This window comes from Micromonospora palomenae, assembly GCF_007829925.1.
GTDB classification, from domain to species: domain Bacteria; phylum Actinomycetota; class Actinomycetes; order Mycobacteriales; family Micromonosporaceae; genus Micromonospora; species Micromonospora purpureochromogenes.
In genome coordinates, this window is record NZ_VIXA01000001.1 from 1,970,139 (window position 1) to 1,988,710 (window position 18,572).

General features: G+C 74.4%; 20 protein-coding genes. 9 read left to right on the plus strand and 11 right to left on the minus strand.

The window, feature by feature from the left end:
* Window positions 1-237: 237 nt before the first annotated feature.
* Complete coding sequence (tyrS, locus tag FHX75_RS08850; RefSeq protein WP_170285349.1) at window positions 238-1,521, minus strand: tyrosine--tRNA ligase; 1,284 nt, start codon at window positions 1,519-1,521, stop codon at window positions 238-240.
* A gap of 106 nt (window positions 1,522-1,627) precedes the next feature.
* Here tyrS and FHX75_RS08855 point away from each other — a divergent pair, with 106 nt between their 5' ends.
* The 4 genes from FHX75_RS08855 to FHX75_RS08870 all read left to right on the plus strand — a co-directional run bounded on the left by FHX75_RS08855 (window position 1,628) and on the right by FHX75_RS08870 (window position 4,000).
* Window positions 1,628-2,011, plus strand: coding sequence for a PaaI family thioesterase (locus FHX75_RS08855; RefSeq protein ID WP_172894699.1), 384 nt, complete (start codon window positions 1,628-1,630; stop codon window positions 2,009-2,011).
* 87 nt (window positions 2,012-2,098) lie between these two features.
* The gene (locus FHX75_RS08860) at window positions 2,099-3,325 is read left to right on the plus strand and encodes an NRAMP family divalent metal transporter (protein WP_154937964.1); all 1,227 of its coding nucleotides are present in this window, start codon (window positions 2,099-2,101) and stop codon (window positions 3,323-3,325) included.
* Window positions 3,322-3,702, plus strand: coding sequence for a hypothetical protein (locus FHX75_RS08865; protein ID WP_154937966.1), 381 nt, complete (start codon window positions 3,322-3,324; stop codon window positions 3,700-3,702). The genes FHX75_RS08860 and FHX75_RS08865 overlap by 4 nt, the downstream gene beginning before the upstream one ends.
* The gene (locus tag FHX75_RS08870; RefSeq protein ID WP_154937968.1) at window positions 3,689-4,000 is read left to right on the plus strand and encodes a PRC-barrel domain containing protein; all 312 of its coding nucleotides are present in this window, start codon (window positions 3,689-3,691) and stop codon (window positions 3,998-4,000) included. Before FHX75_RS08865 ends, FHX75_RS08870 begins: the two co-directional genes overlap by 14 nt.
* Before the next feature lie 97 nt (window positions 4,001-4,097).
* Here the strand turns inward: FHX75_RS08870 and FHX75_RS08875 are convergent, their stop codons facing one another.
* From FHX75_RS08875 to FHX75_RS08885, 3 genes are all read right to left on the minus strand, one after another.
* Complete coding sequence (locus FHX75_RS08875; RefSeq protein ID WP_154937970.1) at window positions 4,098-5,426, minus strand: hemolysin family protein; 1,329 nt, start codon at window positions 5,424-5,426, stop codon at window positions 4,098-4,100.
* A gap of 128 nt (window positions 5,427-5,554) precedes the next feature.
* Window positions 5,555-6,187 (minus strand): YgjV family protein, encoded by a 633-nt coding sequence (locus tag FHX75_RS08880; RefSeq protein ID WP_154937972.1) that lies wholly within the window; start codon window positions 6,185-6,187, stop codon window positions 5,555-5,557.
* A 10-nt stretch (window positions 6,188-6,197) separates the two neighbouring features.
* Entirely contained in the window at window positions 6,198-6,701 is a 504-nt protein-coding gene (locus FHX75_RS08885; RefSeq protein WP_154937974.1) for a GNAT family N-acetyltransferase, read from the minus strand.
* A gap of 370 nt (window positions 6,702-7,071) precedes the next feature.
* Here FHX75_RS08885 and FHX75_RS08890 point away from each other — a divergent pair, with 370 nt between their 5' ends.
* The 3 genes from FHX75_RS08890 to FHX75_RS08895 are packed head-to-tail and all read left to right on the plus strand — an operon-like array spanning window position 7,072 to window position 9,947.
* A complete protein-coding gene (locus FHX75_RS08890; protein ID WP_246157797.1) occupies window positions 7,072-7,362 on the plus strand; it encodes a hypothetical protein in 291 nt (96 codons plus the stop codon).
* Window positions 7,363-7,413: 51 nt separating this feature from the next.
* Window positions 7,414-7,884, plus strand: a complete 471-nt coding sequence (locus FHX75_RS30665; RefSeq protein WP_170285319.1) for a hypothetical protein — start codon at window positions 7,414-7,416, stop codon at window positions 7,882-7,884.
* Window positions 7,881-9,947 (plus strand): M48 family metalloprotease, encoded by a 2,067-nt coding sequence (locus FHX75_RS08895; RefSeq protein WP_170285320.1) that lies wholly within the window; start codon window positions 7,881-7,883, stop codon window positions 9,945-9,947. The genes FHX75_RS30665 and FHX75_RS08895 overlap by 4 nt, the downstream gene beginning before the upstream one ends.
* On the opposite strand, the gene FHX75_RS08900 is transcribed toward FHX75_RS08895, so the two are convergent.
* Window positions 9,923-10,393, minus strand: coding sequence for a cyclic nucleotide-binding domain-containing protein (locus tag FHX75_RS08900; RefSeq protein WP_154937978.1), 471 nt, complete (start codon window positions 10,391-10,393; stop codon window positions 9,923-9,925). The genes FHX75_RS08895 and FHX75_RS08900 overlap by 25 nt on opposite strands.
* A gap of 250 nt (window positions 10,394-10,643) precedes the next feature.
* Between FHX75_RS08900 and FHX75_RS08905 the strand changes: the two genes are divergently transcribed.
* Entirely contained in the window at window positions 10,644-11,531 is an 888-nt protein-coding gene (locus FHX75_RS08905; RefSeq protein WP_154937980.1) for a universal stress protein, read from the plus strand.
* A 4-nt stretch (window positions 11,532-11,535) separates the two neighbouring features.
* Here the strand turns inward: FHX75_RS08905 and FHX75_RS08910 are convergent, their stop codons facing one another.
* The 6 genes from FHX75_RS08910 to FHX75_RS08935 all read right to left on the minus strand — a co-directional run bounded on the left by FHX75_RS08910 (window position 11,536) and on the right by FHX75_RS08935 (window position 15,954).
* Window positions 11,536-12,159, minus strand: coding sequence for an FMN reductase (locus tag FHX75_RS08910; RefSeq protein ID WP_154937982.1), 624 nt, complete (start codon window positions 12,157-12,159; stop codon window positions 11,536-11,538).
* Complete coding sequence (locus tag FHX75_RS08915) at window positions 12,156-13,262, minus strand: LLM class flavin-dependent oxidoreductase (protein WP_154937983.1); 1,107 nt, start codon at window positions 13,260-13,262, stop codon at window positions 12,156-12,158. Before FHX75_RS08915 ends, FHX75_RS08910 begins: the two co-directional genes overlap by 4 nt.
* 244 nt (window positions 13,263-13,506) lie before the next feature.
* Window positions 13,507-13,815, minus strand: coding sequence for a hypothetical protein (locus tag FHX75_RS08920; RefSeq protein WP_154937985.1), 309 nt, complete (start codon window positions 13,813-13,815; stop codon window positions 13,507-13,509).
* Between the two features lie 77 nt (window positions 13,816-13,892).
* Window positions 13,893-14,168, minus strand: a complete 276-nt coding sequence (locus tag FHX75_RS08925; RefSeq protein WP_088962682.1) for a ubiquitin-like small modifier protein 1 — start codon at window positions 14,166-14,168, stop codon at window positions 13,893-13,895.
* Window positions 14,169-14,170: 2 nt separating this feature from the next.
* Window positions 14,171-15,247: a WD40/YVTN/BNR-like repeat-containing protein gene (locus FHX75_RS08930; protein WP_154937987.1), complete on the minus strand. Its 1,077-nt coding sequence runs from the start codon at window positions 15,245-15,247 to the stop codon at window positions 14,171-14,173.
* Window positions 15,248-15,330: 83 nt separating this feature from the next.
* The gene (locus FHX75_RS08935; protein WP_154937989.1) at window positions 15,331-15,954 is read right to left on the minus strand and encodes a DNA-3-methyladenine glycosylase; all 624 of its coding nucleotides are present in this window, start codon (window positions 15,952-15,954) and stop codon (window positions 15,331-15,333) included.
* A 75-nt stretch (window positions 15,955-16,029) separates the two neighbouring features.
* On the opposite strand from FHX75_RS08935, the gene FHX75_RS08940 reads away from it, so the two are divergent.
* A complete protein-coding gene (locus FHX75_RS08940) occupies window positions 16,030-18,549 on the plus strand; it encodes an AMP-binding protein (protein WP_154937991.1) in 2,520 nt (839 codons plus the stop codon).
* Window positions 18,550-18,572 lie beyond the last annotated feature (23 nt).

Here is an 18,572-nt window from a genome sequence, read left to right on the forward strand (position 1 = left end):
CCCATCCGAGCCTGGGGTCATTCCCGCACTCCCACCGGCTTTCGCAAACCTTGGGGAGCCCGATCCAGGACCGTGCCGGATAGCGACCCGGCCGACCCTCAGACCATTCCCGCGCCCGGCCTACCAGGTCTTTCGCCTGTTTCGTCCGTTCCGCGCTGGCAGAGAGAAAGTTACGCGCCCGGCGAGTTGATCGTCAACTCGGCCGGGCGCGTCCCCCGTCACACCATCAAGCGGCGACTATCCGCGCAGCTCAACCCCCGCGAACGACCGCTTGCCCCGGCGCAGCACCAGGTACCGGCCGTGCAGCAGGTCCTCCGGCGCGACCGTCGCGTCCACCTCGGTCACCCGGGTGTTGTTGACGTAGGCGCCGCCCTCGGCGATCACCCGCCTCGCCTCCTTGAGACTCGGCACCAGTCCGGAGTCGCGCAGCAGCCCGGCCACGTCGGGCAACGCGTCCAGGTGGACCAGGCCGGCCTCGGTCAGCGCGGCCCGCAGCGTCTCGGGCGTCAGCTCGTCGAGCGACCCCCGGCCGAAGAGCGCCTGGCTGGCGGCGACGGCCTGGGCCATCTCCCGCTCACCGTGCACCAGGGTGGTCAACTCCTCCGCGAGGGCCCGCTGGGCCGACCGGGCGGCCGGCCGCTCGGCGGTCTCCTTCTCCAGCGCCTCGATCTCCTCACGGGAGCGGAAGCTGAAGTAGCGCAGGTAGCGGGTGACGTCCCGGTCGTCGGCGTTGACCCAGAACTGGTAGAAGGCGTACGGGCTGGTCATGTTGGGGTCGAGCCAGACCGCCCCGCCCTCGGTCTTGCCGAACTTCGTCCCGTCGGACCGGGTCACCAGCGGGGTGGTGAAGGCCTCCACCGGGCCGGCGCCCCGACGCCGCACGTAGTCGACGCCGGCGGTGATGTTGCCCCACTGGTCGGAGCCGCCGTACTGGAGTTGGCAGCCGTGCCGGCGGTGCAGTTCGAAGAAGTCGTTGGCCTGCAACAGCTGGTAGCTGAACTCGGTGAAGCTGATGCCGGTCTCCAGCCGCGCCCGGACCACCTCCCGGGCCAGCATCTTGTTCACCGGGAAGTGCTTGCCGACGTCGCGGAGGAACTCGACCACCGACATCTCGCCGGTCCAGTCCAGGTTGTTGACCAGTTGCGCCGCGTTCTCCCCGATGTACGACACGAAGGGCGAGAGCTGGTCGTGGATGCGCTGGACCCAGCCGGCGACCACCTCCGGCGGGTTGAGCGTCCGCTCGGCGCTCTCTTTCGGGTCGCCGATCTGCCCGGTCGCCCCGCCCACCAGCAGCAGCGGGCGGTGGCCGGCGAGCTGGAGCCGGCGGGCGGTGGTGACCTGCATGAGGTGGCCGACGTGCAGGCTGGGCGCGGTCGGATCGAAGCCCACATAGAAGGTGGCGCTCCCGCCGTCGAGCAGCTCGCGCAGCTCGTCGAGGCCGGTCGAGTCCTGGATCAGGCCCCGCCACCGCAGGTCTTCGGTCAGGGAGTCCCGCCCGTGCGGGAGGTTGCTGTCGGTCACGGTCACCGATTCTCCCCCATGCCGGGCACCGGACCGTACCGGGTTTGGTCGTTCCGGCGGTTGACTAGGCTGGCGGCTCCGCGAATCGAGGAGGAACGTCGTGGAGATGCCGGACCTGACGGGCGGGCTGGTCGCCCTGCTCGGGCTGAAGCTGGACGAGGTCGGCCCGGACCGGGTGGTCATCCGCTGGGAGGTCCGCCCCGAGCTGCACCAGCCGTTCGGCATCCAGCACGGCGGCGTGTACTGCGCGGTGGTGGAAACGGCGGCGAGCGTCGGCGGGTCGATCTGGCTCGGCGGGCGCGGCACCGTGGTCGGCGTGTCCAACCAGACGGACTTCCTCCGCGCGGTCCGCGACGGCGAGCTGACCGCCGTCGGCACTCCGGTGCACCGGGGTCGCAGCCAGCAGCTCTGGCAGGTGGAGATCACCGACGGGGAGGGCCGGCTGGTTTCGCGCGGCCAGGTCCGCCTGCAGAACCTCACCGCCGGCTGACCGACCGCGCCTGCCCGGTTTGCCGGGAAAGCGGGTCCGCGCGCCGCTATCGTCGGCCTCGATGACGCCGGCCGACGCGTACCCGAGGTGAAGAAGCTGCTGGCCGCCACGCTCGGCGTGCTGTCGGCCGTCGGCGGTTTCGTCGACATCGGCGACCTCGTGGCGGCGAGCCAGGCGGGCGCCCGCTTCGGCATGGGACACGCCTGGGTGCTGGTGGCCGGGGTGGTCGGCATCTGCGCGTACGCGGAGATGGCCGGCCGGATCGCGGCGGTGAGCGGCCGGGCGGTGTTCGACCTGGTCCGGGAGCGGCTCGGGCCGCGCGTCGCGCTGCTCAACCTGGTCGCCTCCTACCTGGTCACGGTGCTCACCCTGGCCGCCGAGCTGGGCGGGGTGGCGCTCGCCCTGCACCTGGCCTCCCGGGTGAGCTACCTGCTGTGGGTGCCGGTGGCCGCGTTCGGGGTCTGGCTGGTGCTGTGGCGGATGCGCTTCCAGCTGATGGAGCGGGTCTTCGGGCTGGCCGGCCTGGCCCTGGTGGTGTTCGCGGTGGCGCTGTTCCGGCTGCCGACCGACTGGGGCGCGCTGGCCCGGGGCGCGCTGCACCCCGGCGCGGCCGGGCAGGGTTGGGCGGCGTACTGGTTCGTGGCGGTGGCGTTGTTCGCCTCCACGGTCAGCCCGTACGAGGTGTTCTTCTTCTCCTCGGGCGGGGTGGAGGAGAAGTGGAGCGCCGCGGACCTGGCCGACGCCCGGGCGAGCGTGCTGGTCGGCTTCCCCGTGGGCGGGTTCCTCGCCCTGTCGCTGGTGGCCACCGCCGCGGTGGTCTTCCACCCGACGGGGACCTCGCTGTCGACGCTCGACCAGGTGGCCGCGCCGGTGGTCATCGCGTTCGGCGGGGTGGGGCTGGCGATCGCCGCGCTGGCGTTCTTCGCGGTCACCTTCGGCGCCGCGCTGGAGACGGGGCTGTCGGCGGCGTACGCGGCGGCGCAGTACTTCGGCTGGCAGTGGGGCAAGCGGGTCAGCCCCCGGGACGCGGCCCGCTTCCACAGCGTGCTGCTGGTCAGCGTGCTGCTCGGGGTGCTGGTGCTCCTCACCTCGGTCGACCCGGTGCGGCTGACCGAGTACATGCTGGTGGTCAGCGCGGTGGCGCTGCCGCTGACGTACCTGCCGATCCTGATCGTCGCCAACGACCGGACGTACCTGGGCGACCGGGTCAACGGGCCGCTGCTGAACCTGCTCGGCGCGGTGTTCCTGGTGGTGATCGTGGCGGCGTCGGTGGCCGCGATCCCGCTCGCCGTCACGACGGGGATGGGCCGATGAGGCTCCAGTTGGGTCGGCAGTTGCTGGACCGGCAGATCGTGGACCGCGACGGCCGGCTGGTGGGCAAGGTCGACGACGTGGAGTTCGCGGTCGACGCCGACGGCGTCCCGTACCTGGCCTTCCTGCTCACCGGCCAGGCGGCGCTCGCCCGGCGGATCGGTGGGCGGACGGGCCGGTTCCTGGTCGCGGTCGCCGACCGGCTCGCCGACGACCCGCCGGTGCGGCCGCTGCGGATCCCGTTCGCCCAGGTCGCCCGGATCGACAGCGCGGTACGGCTGCGCACCCACGCGGACGAGTTGCCCCGGCCGCCGGCGGAGGCCTGGCTGCGCCGGCACCTGATCGACCGGATCCCGGGAGCCGACCGTGCGAGCGGGTGAGCTGCTCGGCCGCGCCGCGTACGACCTGCACGGCCGGCGGCTCGGCCGGGTGGTGGACGTGGTGGTGCGCGGGGGCTTCCCGGACGGCCGGCTGCGGCTGACCGACGTGATCGTCACCCGGCACTGGTGGAGCCGGGTTGTGGGGCGGTTGATCGGGGCGGAGCGGCACCCATCGGGGCCGTGGGCGATCCGGGTGGTGGCGCGGGCGCTGAGCCGCGGCAGCCGGCAGCTCCCCGCCGACCAGGTGCAGCTCCTGCCGCCCGTGTCCGGCTTCCCGTTCGGCGACCCGGGACCCTGACCCGAGCTCGCGGCCGTCGTCCGGCCACCGGTTCTCGTCGTTCTCCCCGGCCGGCACGGATGGCCGGCGGGCGGGTGGCCGCCCGGCCGCCGTCGGGTCAGCTGCGGGCCTCGTCCAGGAGCTGTTCCTCCTGGTCGGCGCTCTCGTCGGCGGGCTGGGCGACGCGGCGCAGCCGGACCTGGGTGATCGCCCGGTGGTCGATCGCCGACACCTCCAGTTCCCAGGCGTCGATGGTGACGCTCTCCCCCGCGACGGTGGGAATGTGCCCGAGGCAGGCCAGCACCATGCCGGCGACGGTGGTGTAGTCGCCGGCCGGGCGGGCGGGCACCTCGACGCTTATGTCCGGCAGGTCGTGCACGGGGAAGGTGCCGGGCAGCAGCAGCGCGCCGTCGGCCTCGGTGCGCACCGAACGGACGTCCCGGTCGGTCTCGTCGTAGATCTCCCCGACGATCTCCTCGAGGATGTCCTCCAGGGTGACGATCCCGTCGACGGCGCCGCGCTCGTCCACCACCAGGGCGATGTGCTGCCGCTCCGCCTTGAACTGGCGCAGCGCGTCCACCACCGGCAGCGAATCGGGCAGCAGCATGGGCGGGCGGGCGCACTCGTCGACCGGACGGTCTTCGGGGACGCCGACGAGGTCACGGAGGTGGATCACGCCGACCGCGTCGTCCAGGCCGCCGTGCCGGACCACCGGGGCCCGGGAGTGGCCGGTGGCGGCCAGCAGCAGCCGGGCGGCCTCCGCGGTGGTCCCGCTGTCGAGCGTGAAGACCTGCAACCGGGGTACGAGGACCGCCCGGAGCTGCCGGTCGGCGATCTCCACCGCGCCGGCGATGATGGTGCGCTGCTCCTTGGTGAAGCCGTGGTTGCCGGCGACGATGTCGCGCAGCTCGTCCGGGCCGATCTCCTCGGGCTGGTGCTTCGGGTTGAGCCCGACCAGGCGTACCACCAGGTCGCTGGTGGCGCCGAGGGCCCAGACGGCCGGCCGGGTGACGCTGGCCAGCAGGTCCAGCGGGCGGGCCACCAGCAGCGCCCACCGCTCGGCGGACTGCATGGCGATCCGCTTCGGCGCCAGCTCGCCGAAGACCAGGGTGACGAAGGTCAGGGCCAGGGTGACCACCACGATGGCGACCGTCTCCGCGGCGCCGCCGAAGAACCCGAGCAGCGGCACCAGGGGCTTGGCCAGCGAGACCGCCGCGGCGGCGGAGGCCAGGAAACCTGCCAGCGTGATGCCGATCTGGATGGTGGCGAGGAACCGGTTCGGGTCCTTGGCGAGGCGGGCCAGCACCTGCCCGGCCCGGCTGACGCGTTCCAGCCGCTGCACCTGGCTGTCGCGCAGCGACACCAGCGCCATCTCGCTGCCCGCGAAGATCGCGTTCAGGACCACCAGGACTCCGACCAGGGCCAGTTGGCTCCAGTAGCTCTGCACGCCCGGTTCTCTCCCTCACGCGACCGGCGCCGGCCGCCATGGCCGACACCGCCGGACGGAGGACCCGACCGGCGTAGGCCTGTCAGTGCCCAGCGCGGACCCGGGTGAATCCTCCGGGCGGGTGCCGCCTACGCCGGGGTGGAGGTCGGCAGGTCCAGCACGTACGAGCCGCCCTCGGGGCGGAAACCGAGCCGGTGGTAGTAGGGGGCGACCATGCCGGGCGGGCTGACCACCCGGCGGAAGCCCCGGTCGGTGAACAGGCTGCTGCGGCGGTAGACGAACTCCCCCGGGGTGAAGTCGCGGAACCGCTGGGTGACGTAGTCCAGGTCGATCTGGGCCACCCCGTCGGGCTCGGCGTGCGAGAGCACCACGCCGACCACCTCGTCGGCGCGCACGACCAGGAACGCCGACCGCTCGGCGGCGGGCGCCGGCCACCGGAAGTCGGGGTTGAACCGGGCGATGTCGGCGGCGTGCACCCGCAGCGTGTGCGCCAGGAACTGGTCGTCCACGCCCACCTCGACCACCTGGTAGGTCTCCTCGTCGTGCCGGGTGGCCAGCATCTTGCGCAGGTACCACACGTTGATCACGGCGAGCACCACGTTCAGGCCGACCATGGGCCACACGTGCACGGCGGCGTTGTAGCCGATGAGGATCAGGCAGCCGACGAGGTTGAGCGCGCGCAGCCGCAGGATGCGCGTCTGCAGCAGGGACCAGACCAGCAGCGCGGAGCCGGCCCAGCCGACGAGTTCCAGCCAGTTCACCCCGGGGACACTAGTGGTTGCGCTGGTCAGCCGCCTCGGCGGGCAGCTCCAGCACCCATTCCTCCACCTCCGTGCCGCGGCCGGCGGCGTACCCGGAGTCCTCGCCGACCACGACGAAGCCGCACTTGCGCAGCACGGCGAGGGAGGCGCGGTTGTCCTTGGCGGCGCGGGCGTGCACCGGCCGCTGCGGCAGCTCGCGCAGCAGCGCGGCGAGCGCGGCGGTGGCGTACCCCCGGCCCCAGCGGGTCGGATCGATCCAGTAGCTGACCTCGGTGCGTTCCTCGACCGGGAAGGCGGTCACGTATCCCACCACCTCGCCGGCGACGGTGGCGGCGCGCACCACGTTCCGCGGGTCGGCGCGGATCCGCGCCCAGTGCGCGTCGAAGGCCGCCCGGTCGGTCGGGTCGGCGGGACCGAAGGCAGCCATCCAGTTCGCCTGCGGATCCTGCTGGTGGCCGAAGAGCACGGACAGGTCGTCGTCGCGCACCGGGCGCAGCTGAAGGTCGGCCGTCACGCCCCCGGACGATACGCACCCACTCCGACACTTCCGGACCGCCGGCCACACCGCCCACCCCACCGCCACCGCCCCGGGGCCCCGGTGCTGGAGGCGACACTTTCCCGGAAAGCGTGGCTATTCGGGGCCGGATAGCCACGCTTTCCGGCAAAGTGCACCCGGATCGGGCTGGCCCGCTCGAAGACCTCCCGGGCTGGTGTCCGGGGTGTGCGGGCAGTTCGTCGGGCGGGTGGGCTGGAGCGGCGGTGACGGCGGCGTCGGGGTGAGCCTTTCCGGGCTCGGGGCCTTTCGGCGTTCGGAGGTTCACCCGGCCGGTGGAGGTGCGGGTGGCCACGGGGTGGCGCGGATCGTTGGCGCGCAGGATCGGCACATGCGGGGGATGTGGGAGCGGCGGGGTCGACGGGGCGTCGCCGGTCCGCGCGCGGTCGGCGCGGTGGCGACCGGCGCCCTGGCGGTGGGCGCCCGGGCGATCGGTGCCGCGGCGATCGGTTCGCTGGCGGTGTCCGCGCTCGCCGGCGGGGCCACCGCGCTGGGCGTACTGGCGATCGGCCGGTTGGCGGTGCGCCGGGCCGTGATCAGGGAGCTGCGCATCGGCCGGCTGGAGGTGGACGAGTTGATCGTGCATGGGCGTGCCGACCCGACGCGGGGCGGCGACGGATAACGGACAGTGCCCACCGTGGCACGGGTGGTCACCGCCCGCTACCAATGAGGCATGTCACGCAGACCCGTCGACGTCGACCGGACCGCCGCGCTCGCCCGTACGGTGATCGCCCGCCTCGCCCCCGAGGAGCTGCCCGCCTTCGAGATGCTCGCCGCGCCGTACCTGACCGGGGTGGACACCTCCACCGACGGCGGTCGGCTGGAGTTCGGGGTGCTCGACGCGGTCGCCACCGTGACGCCGGTGGTGACGCTGGTCTGCGCGACCGTGACCGGGGCGCTGCTGCGCGGCGCGGAGGGCGAGCTGGAACAGCTCGGCGGCCGGGCCACCCGCGGCCTGTTCGGCGCGCTGCGCCGGCGGCCGGCGCCGCCCCCGCCGGCCGAGTTCAGCCGGGAGCAACTGGCCCGGGTGCGGGCCGTGGCGTCCGCGCGGGCCGCCGCGCTGGGCGCCGAACCGGCCCTCGCCGTGGCCATCGCCGACGCCGTGGTCACGGCCCTGGTGCTCGACGCGGAGCCCGACCGGTGAGCGCGCCGACCCCGGTCTGGCGCGGACGGCCGGACGAGACCGGTTTCCTGCTGCTCCCGCTCGCCGCGCTGGTGTTCAGCTCGGCGGTGCTGCTCGCCGTCGTGTTCGGGCTGACCGTGCTCGCCCGGCCCGGCTGCGGCCTCGGGGACGTGCTCGACCACCCGTGCAGCGAGATGTTCGTGCGGATGTCGAACTTCTTCAACCTGATGGCGGTCCCCGGGGTGGTGCTGTTCGCCTGGCAGACCCGGCGGCAGCGGCGCCACACCCGGCCGCTGGAACCGGGCATGTTCCGCGCCGCCGAGGAGGTGATCGCCGAGGTGCTCGCCTCGGTCACCCTGCGCCGGCCGACCCCGGTGCTGCTCGGCACCCGGCTGGGACGGCGGGCGTTCACCGGCGGCACCGGCGACAAGCCGTACGTGGCGCTCGGGCCGGAACTGCTCGCCACCGCGGCGAAGGGCCCGGAGGGTCGGGCGGTCTTCGAGGCGGTGCTCCGGCACGAGCTGGCCCACGTGCAGAACCACGACCTGCTGCGGCTGCGCTTCGCCACCGTGCTGCGGATCAGCACCCGGGCCACCGCGCTGGGCACCGGGATGCTGCTCCTGGCCCAGCTGATCTGGCCGCCGGAGCCGCCCACGGCGGGCGAGACGCTCGGCGTGCTGGTGCGTGCCACCGTCCTGGCCGTCCTCGCCGAACTGACCACCCGGGCGTTCCTGCGGCTGCGGGAGCACCAGGCGGACGTGCGCGCCGCCGGGGGCGACCCGGACGGCATCCGGGTCGCCCTGCACCAGGGACCCTCGGCACCCCGGGGGCTGCCGAGCCGGCTGTGGGAGCGGCTGTGGGACCGGCATCCGAGCGTGGCCACCCGCCTCGCCGCGCTGGCCGACCCCACCGCCGCGCTGACCTTCCCGCTCGGGCAGCTCTTCGCCGGCGGCGTGTTCACCGCGGTCGCGCTGACCAACGCGCAGCTCCTGGTCGAGCTGATGCTCGCCGACGAGGTGCTGGCCGTGCCGGCCGGCGAGGAGGTGCTCTGGGGTGGGCTCGCCGTGCTGGCGCTGGCCGCGATCCAGCCGGCGATCTTCCTGGCCGACGGCGTGTGGCGCGACGTACGGGGACGGCAGCTCGCCGGACGCCCGGAGCGGCCCGCCGCGCTCGGTGCGGTGTTCGCCGTGGGGCTGCTCGCCGGGACGTACCTCGCCCCGTACACCGGACTGGTCCACCAGCCACGGCCGGACGGCTGGCCGCTGCTGCCGAGCCTGGTCGTGCTCGCTGCGGCGGCGGTGCTGCTCTGCCGGTGGCTGACCGGGCTGGTGCGGCGGGCCGCCCCGACCACCTCCGTGGGTCGCCGGGTCCTGCTGCTGCCGGCGCTGCCGGTCGGGGTCGGCGTGCTGCTGCTGGCGTGGGAGACGCTGCTGTGGGTGGGCGGCTGGGCGTACGAGTGCGACCACTACCCGGTGGAGTGCGGACCGCTGGACACCGGGCGGCTGGCGCTGCGGGTGGCCGGCATGCCGTGGGCGGTCGGGGTGCTGTCGCTGGCCGTCCTCGCGCTGCTGGCGGTGACGCTGCGCCGGAGCACCCGGGGCGCCCTGGTCACGGCGGCCGGGGCGGCCCTGTCGGGCGCGCTGCTCGTGCTGGCGCTGCCCCGGCTGGGGGTCGCCGACGCCGTGGCGCTCGACGTCTGGGCGACGCTGGACCCCCGGCTCGGCACCCCGGTCGCCGCGCTCGCCCTCCAGGTGACGCTGCTGGTGGCGGTGCCACTGGCGATCCTGCTGCCCCGGCCGGCGGCCGGTCCGCTCGCCGCCGGGGCGGGGTGGCTGGTGCTGGCGGCGGGGCTGGACGCACAGCTGGCCGAGTGGGCCGACGGTCCCGTGGCAGCCCGGCCCGAGGACCTGACGTACGTGGTGGGGACCTTCCTCGGTCAGGCGCTCGCGATCGTCCTGCTGGCCGTCGCCGCGACGCTCGCCGCGCGTACCCTGATCGGCCGGTGGCGCGGGCGGAGGCCGGTCGGCGCGCCACGCCCCCCGCAGCGGAAGCGGACCTATCAGCTCGCCGACGACGTCGGGTAGCCGTACAGGTCCAGCAGCCGGCCCCGGGACGCCTGGAGCCGGTCCACCACCACGCTCATGAACCGGGTGGTGAGCTGCCGGCCGAGCGCGTCGTCGGAGTCCATCAACCGGCGCACCCCCGCGGCGGTGAACTCCACCGTCGTGGTGCGCCGCACGGCGACCGCGCCGAACTGCCAGCGGTACGGCGGGAAGAGCCAGGACCAGCCCAGCACCCCGCCCGGACCGATCATCTCGATGCCGACGTCGCCCCGACCGGGCACCGGGAAGTCCAGCGCCACCTCGCCGCCCCGGACCAGCCAGAACCGCTCCGCCGGCTGACCGGCGCGGAACAGCCGATGGCCGGGATGCCAGGCCACCGGCCGGGCGTACCCGGTCAGCCGGGGCAGCCACTCCGGCGGCAGTCCGGTCAGGAACGGGTGCTCACGCAGCATGTCCAGCGGGGTCATGGGCTGGTCCTCCTCACCTCGGCGGGGCCGGGGGACCTCGGTGTCCTGACTCCATTGCACACCGCGCCGGCCGACGACGTCAGGGCCGATGGTCCCGGGCCCGGCGACCGAAAGGCCGTCGCCGTCCGGCCGCCGCCGACGCCCGGGTGCCGACGCGCGGGCGCTGACGCGCGGAGGCGGCGCGCGGGTCGGCGCCGAATGCCCGTGCCGTGCGCCGGGTACGTCGACAATGAGCTGACGAGTCGTGGGGGTGCTGATGAACCGACCGGTCGTGGCGGGCGTCGACGGATCGCCGTCCAGCCTGGTCGCCGCCGAGCACGCGGCCCGCGCCGCCGCGCTGCGCCGCCGGCCGCTGCACCTGGTGCACGGCTACCTGCACCCGCTCGGGTACGGGGTGCCGCTCAACCCGTACGACCTGGGGTTGCCGGCGCCCACCGAGGAGTCGGGAAAGATGCTGGAGCGCACCGCGGCGGACCTGGCCGACCGGTGGCCCGACCTGACCGTCGAGGTACGCCAGGTCGCCGGCGGCCCGGGCGCCACCCTGATCGAGGAGTCCCGCCGCGCCGAGCTGGTGGTGGTGGGCAGCCGGGGCCTGGGCGGCTTCGCCGGACTGCTGCTCGGCTCGGTCGGCGCCCAGGTCGCCGCGCACGCGCACTGCCCGGTGCTGGTGGTCCGCCCCGATGAGCAGCCGATCCCGGCGGACGGGCCGGTGGTGGTCGGGGTGGACGGCTCGGAGTCGGCCAGGCTGGCCGCCGGGTACGCCGCCGACGAGGCGGCCCGCCGCGACGTGCCGCTGGTGCTGGTGCACGTCGGCCCGCCGGACGGGGACCGTCCGGTGCCGGAGGAGGTCGAGGAGTCGCAGGCCGCGTACCACGCGGAGGCGGTGCGGTTGCTGGCCGAGGCGTCCGCCGCCGTCCGGGCCGACCACCCGGACCTGGTGGTGCGCGAGCACCCGGTCCGGGCGGCCGGCGCGGCGCAGGGGCTGATCGAGGCGAGCGGTGCGGCCTCGATGCTGGCGATCGGCACCCGGGGCCGCGGCGGCTTCACCGGGCTGCTGCTCGGCTCCGTCAGCCAGACGGTCATTCACCACGCGCACTGCCCGGTCCTGGTCGCCCACCCGTACGACCGGGCGGACTGACCGCTCAGCCCTCCCGGCCGCCGAGCAGCTGCGCGAAGTCGGTGGTGAGGGCGAACGGGTCGACCGGGCCGGTCGACGGCGGGCGCCGCTCCACCTGGTCGGCCAGCTCCGCACCGGCGCGCAGGATCCGGCCGCGCAGCGCGCCGTCGGCGGTGCCGCCCGACCAGTCCTCCGGAGCGGCGAAGACCGCAGTGGGGACCACCACGGCCCGCAGGTAGCCGAACATCGGGCGGAGGGCGTGCTCCAGAGCGAGCGAGTGCCGCGCGGTGCCGCCGGTCGCGGCGATCAGCACCGGCCGGTCGACCAGCGACCCGGACTCCACCACGTCGAAGAAGGACTTGAACAGCCCGTTGTACGACGCGTTGAAGATCGGCGTGACCGCCACGATCCCGTCCGCGCCGGTCACCGCGTCCAGGGCCTCGCGCAGCGCCGCCGACGGGAACCCGGTGAGCATGTTGTTCACCACGTCGTGCGCGTGGTCGCGGAGCTCGACGGTGCGCAGCTCGACCTCGTGGCCGCGCCGGACCAGCTCGTCGCGGGCGGCCGCGGCGAGCTGGTCGGCGAGCAGTCGGGTCGAGGAGGGCTGGCTGAGGCCGGCCGAGACCACGGCCAGGGTGCGCCGGGTCATCGGGTCGCCTCCGTACCGGCCAGGCCGGCGGCGTCCCGGGCGGCGAGCAGCGAGGCGTGCGTGGGCGCCTCGGGCACGTGCGCGGGGCGCAGCGTGTCGAACTCCTTGCGCAGCACGGGAACCACCTCCTCGCCGAGGATGTCGAGCTGCTCCAGGACGGTCTTCAGCGGCAGGCCCGCGTGGTCGACGAGGAACAGCTGCCGCTGGTAGTCGCCGACGTACTCGCGGAAGCCCAGCGTGCGGTCGATGACCTGCTGCGGGCTGCCCACGGTCAGCGGGGTCTCCCGGCTGAACTCCTCCAGCGACGGGCCGTGCCCGTAGACCGGGGCGTTGTCGAAGTACGGCCGGAACTCCCGGACCGCGTCCTGCGAGTTCTTCCGGACGAACACCTGGCCGCCGAGGCCGACGATGGCCTGCTCCGGGCTGCCGTGCCCGTAGTGGGCGAAGCGCTGCCGGTAGAGCCCGACCATCCGCTGGGTGTGCTCCTTGGGCCAGAAGATGTGGTTGGCGAAGAAGCCATCGCCGTAGTAGGCCGCCTGCTCGGCGATCTCCGGGCTGCGGATCGAGCCGTGCCAGACGAACGGCGGCACGCCGTCGAGCGGGCGCGGCGTCGAGGTGAACGACTGCAACGGGGTACGGAAGCGGCCCTGCCAGTCGACCACGTCCTCGCGCCAGAGCCGGCGCAGCAGGTCGTAGTTCTCGATGGCCAGCGGGATGCCGTTGCGGATGTCCTGGCCGAACCACGGGTAGACCGGCCCGGTGTTGCCGCGACCCATCATCAGGTCCACCCGGCCGTCGGCCAGGTGCTGGAGCATGGCGTAGTCCTCGGCGATCTTCACCGGGTCGTTGGTGGTGATCAGCGTGGTGGAGGTGGAGAGCAGCAGCCGCTCGGTGCGTGCCGCGATGTAGCCGAGCATGGTGGTGGGCGACGAGGGCACGAACGGCGGGTTGTGGTGCTCGCCGGTGGCGAAGACGTCGAGGCCGACCTCCTCGGCCTTCAGCGCGATGGCCACCATCGCCTTGATCCGCTCATGCTCGGTCGGTTCCCGACCGTTGGTCGGGTCGACCGTGACGTCACCGACGGTGAAGACTCCGAACTGCATGACCAGCTCCTCGCGTGGGAAGACCGGGGCCGCGGTGGCCACCCGGACGCTGCCCACAACATATTTGACGAATCAACTATTCCGTCGCCGAAGTGTCGTGGGGTGGTCCGGGTCACCCCACGGCGGCGCGGGCCGGCGACGGGCCGGCGGGGAGTAGCGCGACGTCAGCGGCCGTGCCCGACTGATCGATGTTCCAGCGAGCGATATGCCGGTGAGGCATGAATATGCCTGGCAGGCATATCGCTCACCGCGAACCATCTCCCGGCGGCGACCACCCGTGCGGCGGGTACCCCTCACCGTGCCCTGGGTGAGCGGGGTGCGATGGCCCGGGCACGGGGTAGGCCTGGCCGGACGGCGGCGGGGTCGGGTACGGCGGAGTGGGAAACGTCCCGGGCGCGGGGTAAAACCCGCCGGGGTGGTGCGGCGGCGTGGTCGGGCGACCCTTGCGGACGAGCAGGACCACGCCGAGCACGACCAGCCCGACGATCAGCAGCAGCGGGACGACGAGGCAGGCCAGCCGGCCCACGAGGTAACCCGCCTGGTGCGCGTCCATGTCGCCGCTCCCCTGTCCGTCGTGGGTGAGCGCCGAATGTTAGCGGATCATGGGCACGGGGGGTGCCCCGTCGGGCGTCAGCCGCCGGCCACCGAGGGCAGCACCTGCACCTCGGCCCCGTCGGCGACCGGCGCGGCCACTCCCCCGGCGTGCCGGCAGTCCTCCCCGTCGACGTAGACGTTGACGTACCGGCGCAGTTCGCCCCGCTCGTCGCGGATCCGGCGGGCCAGCCGGGGCCAGGAGTCGGCGAGCGCGTCGAGGACGGCCCCCACCGACCCGGCGGCCTCCACGGTGAGCCGGCTCGCGCCGCCGGCCTCGCCGCGCAGCGGACCCGGCACCAGCACGGTGACCATCGTCAGACCTCCGCCGCGCGGACGCAGAGCACGTCGGGCAGGTGGGCGGCGACCAGCGACCAGGAGTCGCCGTCGTCGCGGCTGGCGTAGACCTCGCCGGAGCGGGTGCCGAAGTAGACGTCACCCGCCCCGCCGGCGCACATCGCGTCGCGCAGCACCGAGGGGTGGAACGGCTCGTCCGGCAGCCCCACCGACAGCGGCTCCCACTTGTCGCCGGCGTCGGTCGAGCGGAACACCCGGCACCGGTGGTCGACCGGGTACCGCTGGGAGTCGGCGACCAGCGGGAACGTGAAGACCGTGCCGGGGCGCGACGGGTGGGCCACGATCGGGAAGCCGAAGTCGCTGGGCAGGCCGGCGGCGATCGACGTCCAGGTGCGGCCGTCGTCGTCGGAGCGGTAGACGCCGTGGTGGTTCTGCGCGTAGAGCCGCTCCGGGTTGCCCGCGTCCCGGGCGACCTTGTGCACGCACTGGCCGAACTCGGGCCACTCGTCGGGCAGGAAGTACGCCCGGATGCCGGTGTTGCCCGGCGACCAGCTCTGGCCGGCGTCCTCGGAGCGGTAGACCCCGCCGGTGGACATGGCGACCAGGATCCGGTCGGGGTCGCGCGGGTGCGGCAGCACGGTGTGCATCGCCTGGCCGCCGAAGCCGGCGCCCCACTGCTCCCGGTGCGGGTGGTCCCAGAGCGAGCGGACCAGCGTGAAGCTGCGCCCGCCGTCGGTGGAGCGGAACAGCGCCGAGGGCTCGGTGCCCGCCCAGACCACGTCCGGCGCGTCCGCGCCGCCCGGGACGATCTGCCAGACCCGGCCGAGGCTGGCGCCGGTGTCGGTCGGGAAGGCCACCGGCGCCTGCTCCGGCTCGGCCCAGGAGGCACCGAGGTCGTCGCTGGTGGCGACGCTCGGCCCGAAGTGCGAGCTGGTCATCCCGACGAGCAGCCGGGGCGTGCCGGGGCGGGGGTCGACGGCGACGGCGTAGACCCCGGTCATCGGGAAGTGCGGGCCGCTCACCTCCCAGCCGCGCCCGCCCGGGCTGGTGGCGAGGAAGAGCCCCTTGGCGGTGCCGATCGCGAGCAGCGTGGGCATGACCGTCCTCCGATCCGTCGATGAGCGCGTGGCGTGATTATGGCCACACCCCCCGACAGAGTCGCCCGGCCACGCCGGGAAGCTCAACCCCGCGCGCGCGGGACGTGCCGCCGGTAGCTGCTCACCGTCGGGTCGCCGGTGATCCAGAACCGCCAGGGCACGTCGTGTGCCCCGGTCACGCCGACCCGGGGGCCGGCGGAGATCGCCGCCTCCGGCACCGGCGCCACCGCCGGCCGCAGCCGGACCGGGCCGTCGCCGAGCAGGTCCAGGCCGTACGCCGAGCGGTCGATGCCGAGGGTCGCGCAGAGCCGCGCCGGGCCGCGCGCCAGGTCGACGTCCCGGCGTACGGCGGGTCGGCGGGCGCGGGCCACCTCGAGGCCGTCGACCACCTCGGCGGCGCGCAGCAGCACCGCGGCGGCCTCGCCGTCCGGGCCGGTGACCACGTTCATGCACCAGTGCATGCCGTAGGTGAAGTAGACGTAGGCGTGGCCGGCCGGACCGAACATGACCGCGTTGCGCGGGGTGCGCCCCCGGTGCGCGTGCGAGGCGGGGTCGCCGGCCGTCCCCGCGTACGCCTCGACCTCGGTGATCCGGACGGTGACGCCACCGGCGGAGAGCCGGCAGCCGAGCAGCCCGCGCGCGGCGGGCACCAGCGGCCCGGCCAGCAGGTCGGCCAGCGGCGAGAGGTCGGTGCGGGAGGAGGTCACGCGACCACGGTACCCAGCCGTGTGTCTCGCCACCCGTCCTTCTGATTAGGGTTGCCTCACCTTAGAGTGGCCCCCGTGACGCACCCGCCTGACCTGCTGCCGGCCGTGCGCGCGGTGCCCTTCGCCCGCGACCTGGCCGACCACGGTGACCGCCCCGCCGTGGTCACCGCCGACGGCGTGCTGTCGTACGCCGAGCTCGCCGGCCGGGTCGCCGAGACCGCGCGCCGGCTGGGTCCGCAGCGCCGGCTGGTGCTCGTCACCGGCGCCAACACGGTCGACGCGCTGGTGGGCTATCTGGCCGGCCTGCACGGTGGGCACCCGGTGCTGCTGGTGCCCGGCGACGGCCCGGCGACGCGGGCGCTGACCGAGGCGTACGACCCGGACGTGGTGATCGGGCCGGTCGACGGGGCGTGGACGCTGCACGAGCGGCGGATCGGGTCGGCGCACGAGCTGCACCCGGACCTGGCGCTGCTGCTGAGCACGTCGGGGTCGACCGGCTCGCCGAAGCTGGTCCGGCTGTCGCACACCAACCTCCAGGCCAACGCCGAGTCGATCGCCGCGTACCTGGGGGTGCGGGAGACCGACCGGGCGGCGACCAGCCTGCCGCTGCACTACTGCTACGGCCTGTCGGTGGTGAACAGCCACCTGGCCCGGGGCGCCGCGCTGGTGCTTACCGACCGCTCCGTCGCCGACGACTGCTTCTGGGAGCTGTTCCGCCAGGCCCGGGCCACCAGTTTCGCCGGGGTGCCGTACACCTTCGACCTGCTGGACCGGGTCGGCTTCGCCGCGATGAACCTGCCGCACCTGCGCTACGTGACCGCCGCCGGCGGCCGGCTGGCGCCGGAGAAGGTGGTCCGCTTCGCCGAGCTGGGCCGGCGCAGCGGCTGGGACCTGTTCGTCATGTACGGGCAGACCGAGGCGACGGCCCGGATGGCGTACCTGCCGCCGGACCTGGCGGCCAGCCGACCGGAGGCGATCGGCGTGCCGGTGCCGGGCGGCGAGTTCCGGCTCGCTGCGTTGCCGGAGCAGCCGGACGGCGTCGGCGAGCTGGTGTACGCCGGCCCGAACGTGATGCTCGGCTACGCCGAGCGCCCGGCCGACCTGGCGTCGGGGCGTACCGTGACCGAGCTGCACACCGGCGACCTGGCCCGCCGCGGCCCGGACGGCCTGTACGAGCTGGTGGGCCGGCGCAGCCGGTTCGCCAAGATCCTCGGCCTGCGGGTGGACCCGCAGCGGGTGGAGGCGCTGCTGGCCGCGCACGACGTGGACGCGGCCTGCCTGGGCGCGGACGACGAGCTGCTGGTGGCGGTGGCCGGCGAGGTGGACCCGGCGCGGGTCCGCCGGCTGGTCGCCGGCGAGCTGGCCCTGCCGCCCCGGGCGGTGCGGGTGCTGGCGCTGCCACGGCTGCCCCGGCTGGCCACCGGCAAGGTGGACTACCCGGCGCTGCGCGAGCTGGCGGCCGGGCCGGTCGCCCCGCCCGTCCCGTCGGCCCCCGCTCCCGACGACGACCTGTGCCGGCTCTTCGCCGAGGTGCTCGACCGCACCGACGTGACCCCGGAGCACAGCTTCGTCGACCTGGGCGGCGACTCGCTGTCGTACGTCGAGATGTCGGTCCGCCTGGAGCGGGCGCTCGGGCAACTGCCCCCGAACTGGCACACCATGCCGATCGGGGCGCTGCCCGCGCCGCGCGGCGGGCGGCCGCGTCGTCGGCGGGCGCTGGAAACCAGCGTGGCGCTGCGGGCCGTGGCGATCGTGCTGGTCGTCGGCTCGCACATCCCGATGTTCACCCTCACCGGCGGGGCGCACCTCCTGCTCGGGGTGGCCGGCTTCAACTTCGCCCGGTTCCTGCTCACCGACGCCGGACGGGCCGACCGGCTGCGACAGGTCCGCTCCGCCCTGACCCGGATCGTGCTGCCGACCACCGCCTGGATCGCGGCGATGCTGGTGCTCACCGACCAGTACCGGTGGAGCAACCTGCTGCTGCTCAACAGCCTCGTCGGCCCGGACGACGGGCGCACCGAGTGGCATTTCTGGTTCGTCGAGGCGCTGGTCTACATCCTGGTCGCGGTGGCCGTCCTGCTGGCGGTGCCGGGGATGGACCGGCTGGAACGCCGCCACCCGTTCGGCCTGCCGCTGACCCTCGCCGGGCTCGGGCTGCTCAGCCGCTACGACGTGTTCGGCCTGGACGCCCGGTACGACCTACCGACGGCGATCGTGGCGTTCTGGCTGTTCGCGCTCGGGTGGGCGGCGGCCCGCGCCGACGGGGTACGGCAGCGGCTGCTGGTCACCGCCGCCGCGGCGGCCACCGTGCCGGGCTTCTTCGGCCAGCCGCAGCGGGAGGCGTTGATCGTGGCCGGGTTCGCGCTGCTGGTCTGGCTGCCGACCGTGCCGAGCCTGGGTCCGCTGAACCGGGTGGCCGGCGTGCTGGCGGGCAGCTCCCTGTACATCTACCTGACCCACTGGCAGGTCTACCCGCACCTGCGCGACCAGCCGCTGCTGGCCCTGGTGGCGTCGCTGGCGCTGGGCGTCGGGTACGCGGCCCTGGTGCAGCGGGCCGGACCGGTCATCAACGGTTGGTTGAAAAGACTTCGTTGACAACGCGGGCACGGTGGGGTCTG

Excerpts from the sequence above, each read along its gene's own strand:
- FHX75_RS08920 (WP_154937985.1), bottom strand. The coding sequence starts at position 13,815 with ATGGACGCGCACCAGGCGGGTTACCTCGTGGGCCGGCTGGCCTGCCTC.
- FHX75_RS08890 (WP_246157797.1), top strand. The coding sequence starts at position 7,072 with ATGCGGGGGATGTGGGAGCGGCGGGGTCGACGGGGCGTCGCCGGTCCG.
- FHX75_RS08915 (WP_154937983.1), bottom strand. The coding sequence starts at position 13,262 with ATGCAGTTCGGAGTCTTCACCGTCGGTGACGTCACGGTCGACCCGACC.
- FHX75_RS08930 (WP_154937987.1), bottom strand. The coding sequence starts at position 15,247 with ATGCCCACGCTGCTCGCGATCGGCACCGCCAAGGGGCTCTTCCTCGCC.
- FHX75_RS08910 (WP_154937982.1), bottom strand. The coding sequence starts at position 12,159 with ATGACCCGGCGCACCCTGGCCGTGGTCTCGGCCGGCCTCAGCCAGCCC.
- FHX75_RS30665 (WP_170285319.1), top strand. The coding sequence starts at position 7,414 with ATGTCACGCAGACCCGTCGACGTCGACCGGACCGCCGCGCTCGCCCGT.
- FHX75_RS08925 (WP_088962682.1), bottom strand. The coding sequence starts at position 14,168 with ATGGTCACCGTGCTGGTGCCGGGTCCGCTGCGCGGCGAGGCCGGCGGC.
- FHX75_RS08855 (WP_172894699.1), top strand. The coding sequence starts at position 1,628 with ATGCCGGACCTGACGGGCGGGCTGGTCGCCCTGCTCGGGCTGAAGCTG.
- FHX75_RS08900 (WP_154937978.1), bottom strand. The coding sequence starts at position 10,393 with ATGACCCCGCTGGACATGCTGCGTGAGCACCCGTTCCTGACCGGACTG.
- FHX75_RS08865 (WP_154937966.1), top strand. The coding sequence starts at position 3,322 with ATGAGGCTCCAGTTGGGTCGGCAGTTGCTGGACCGGCAGATCGTGGAC.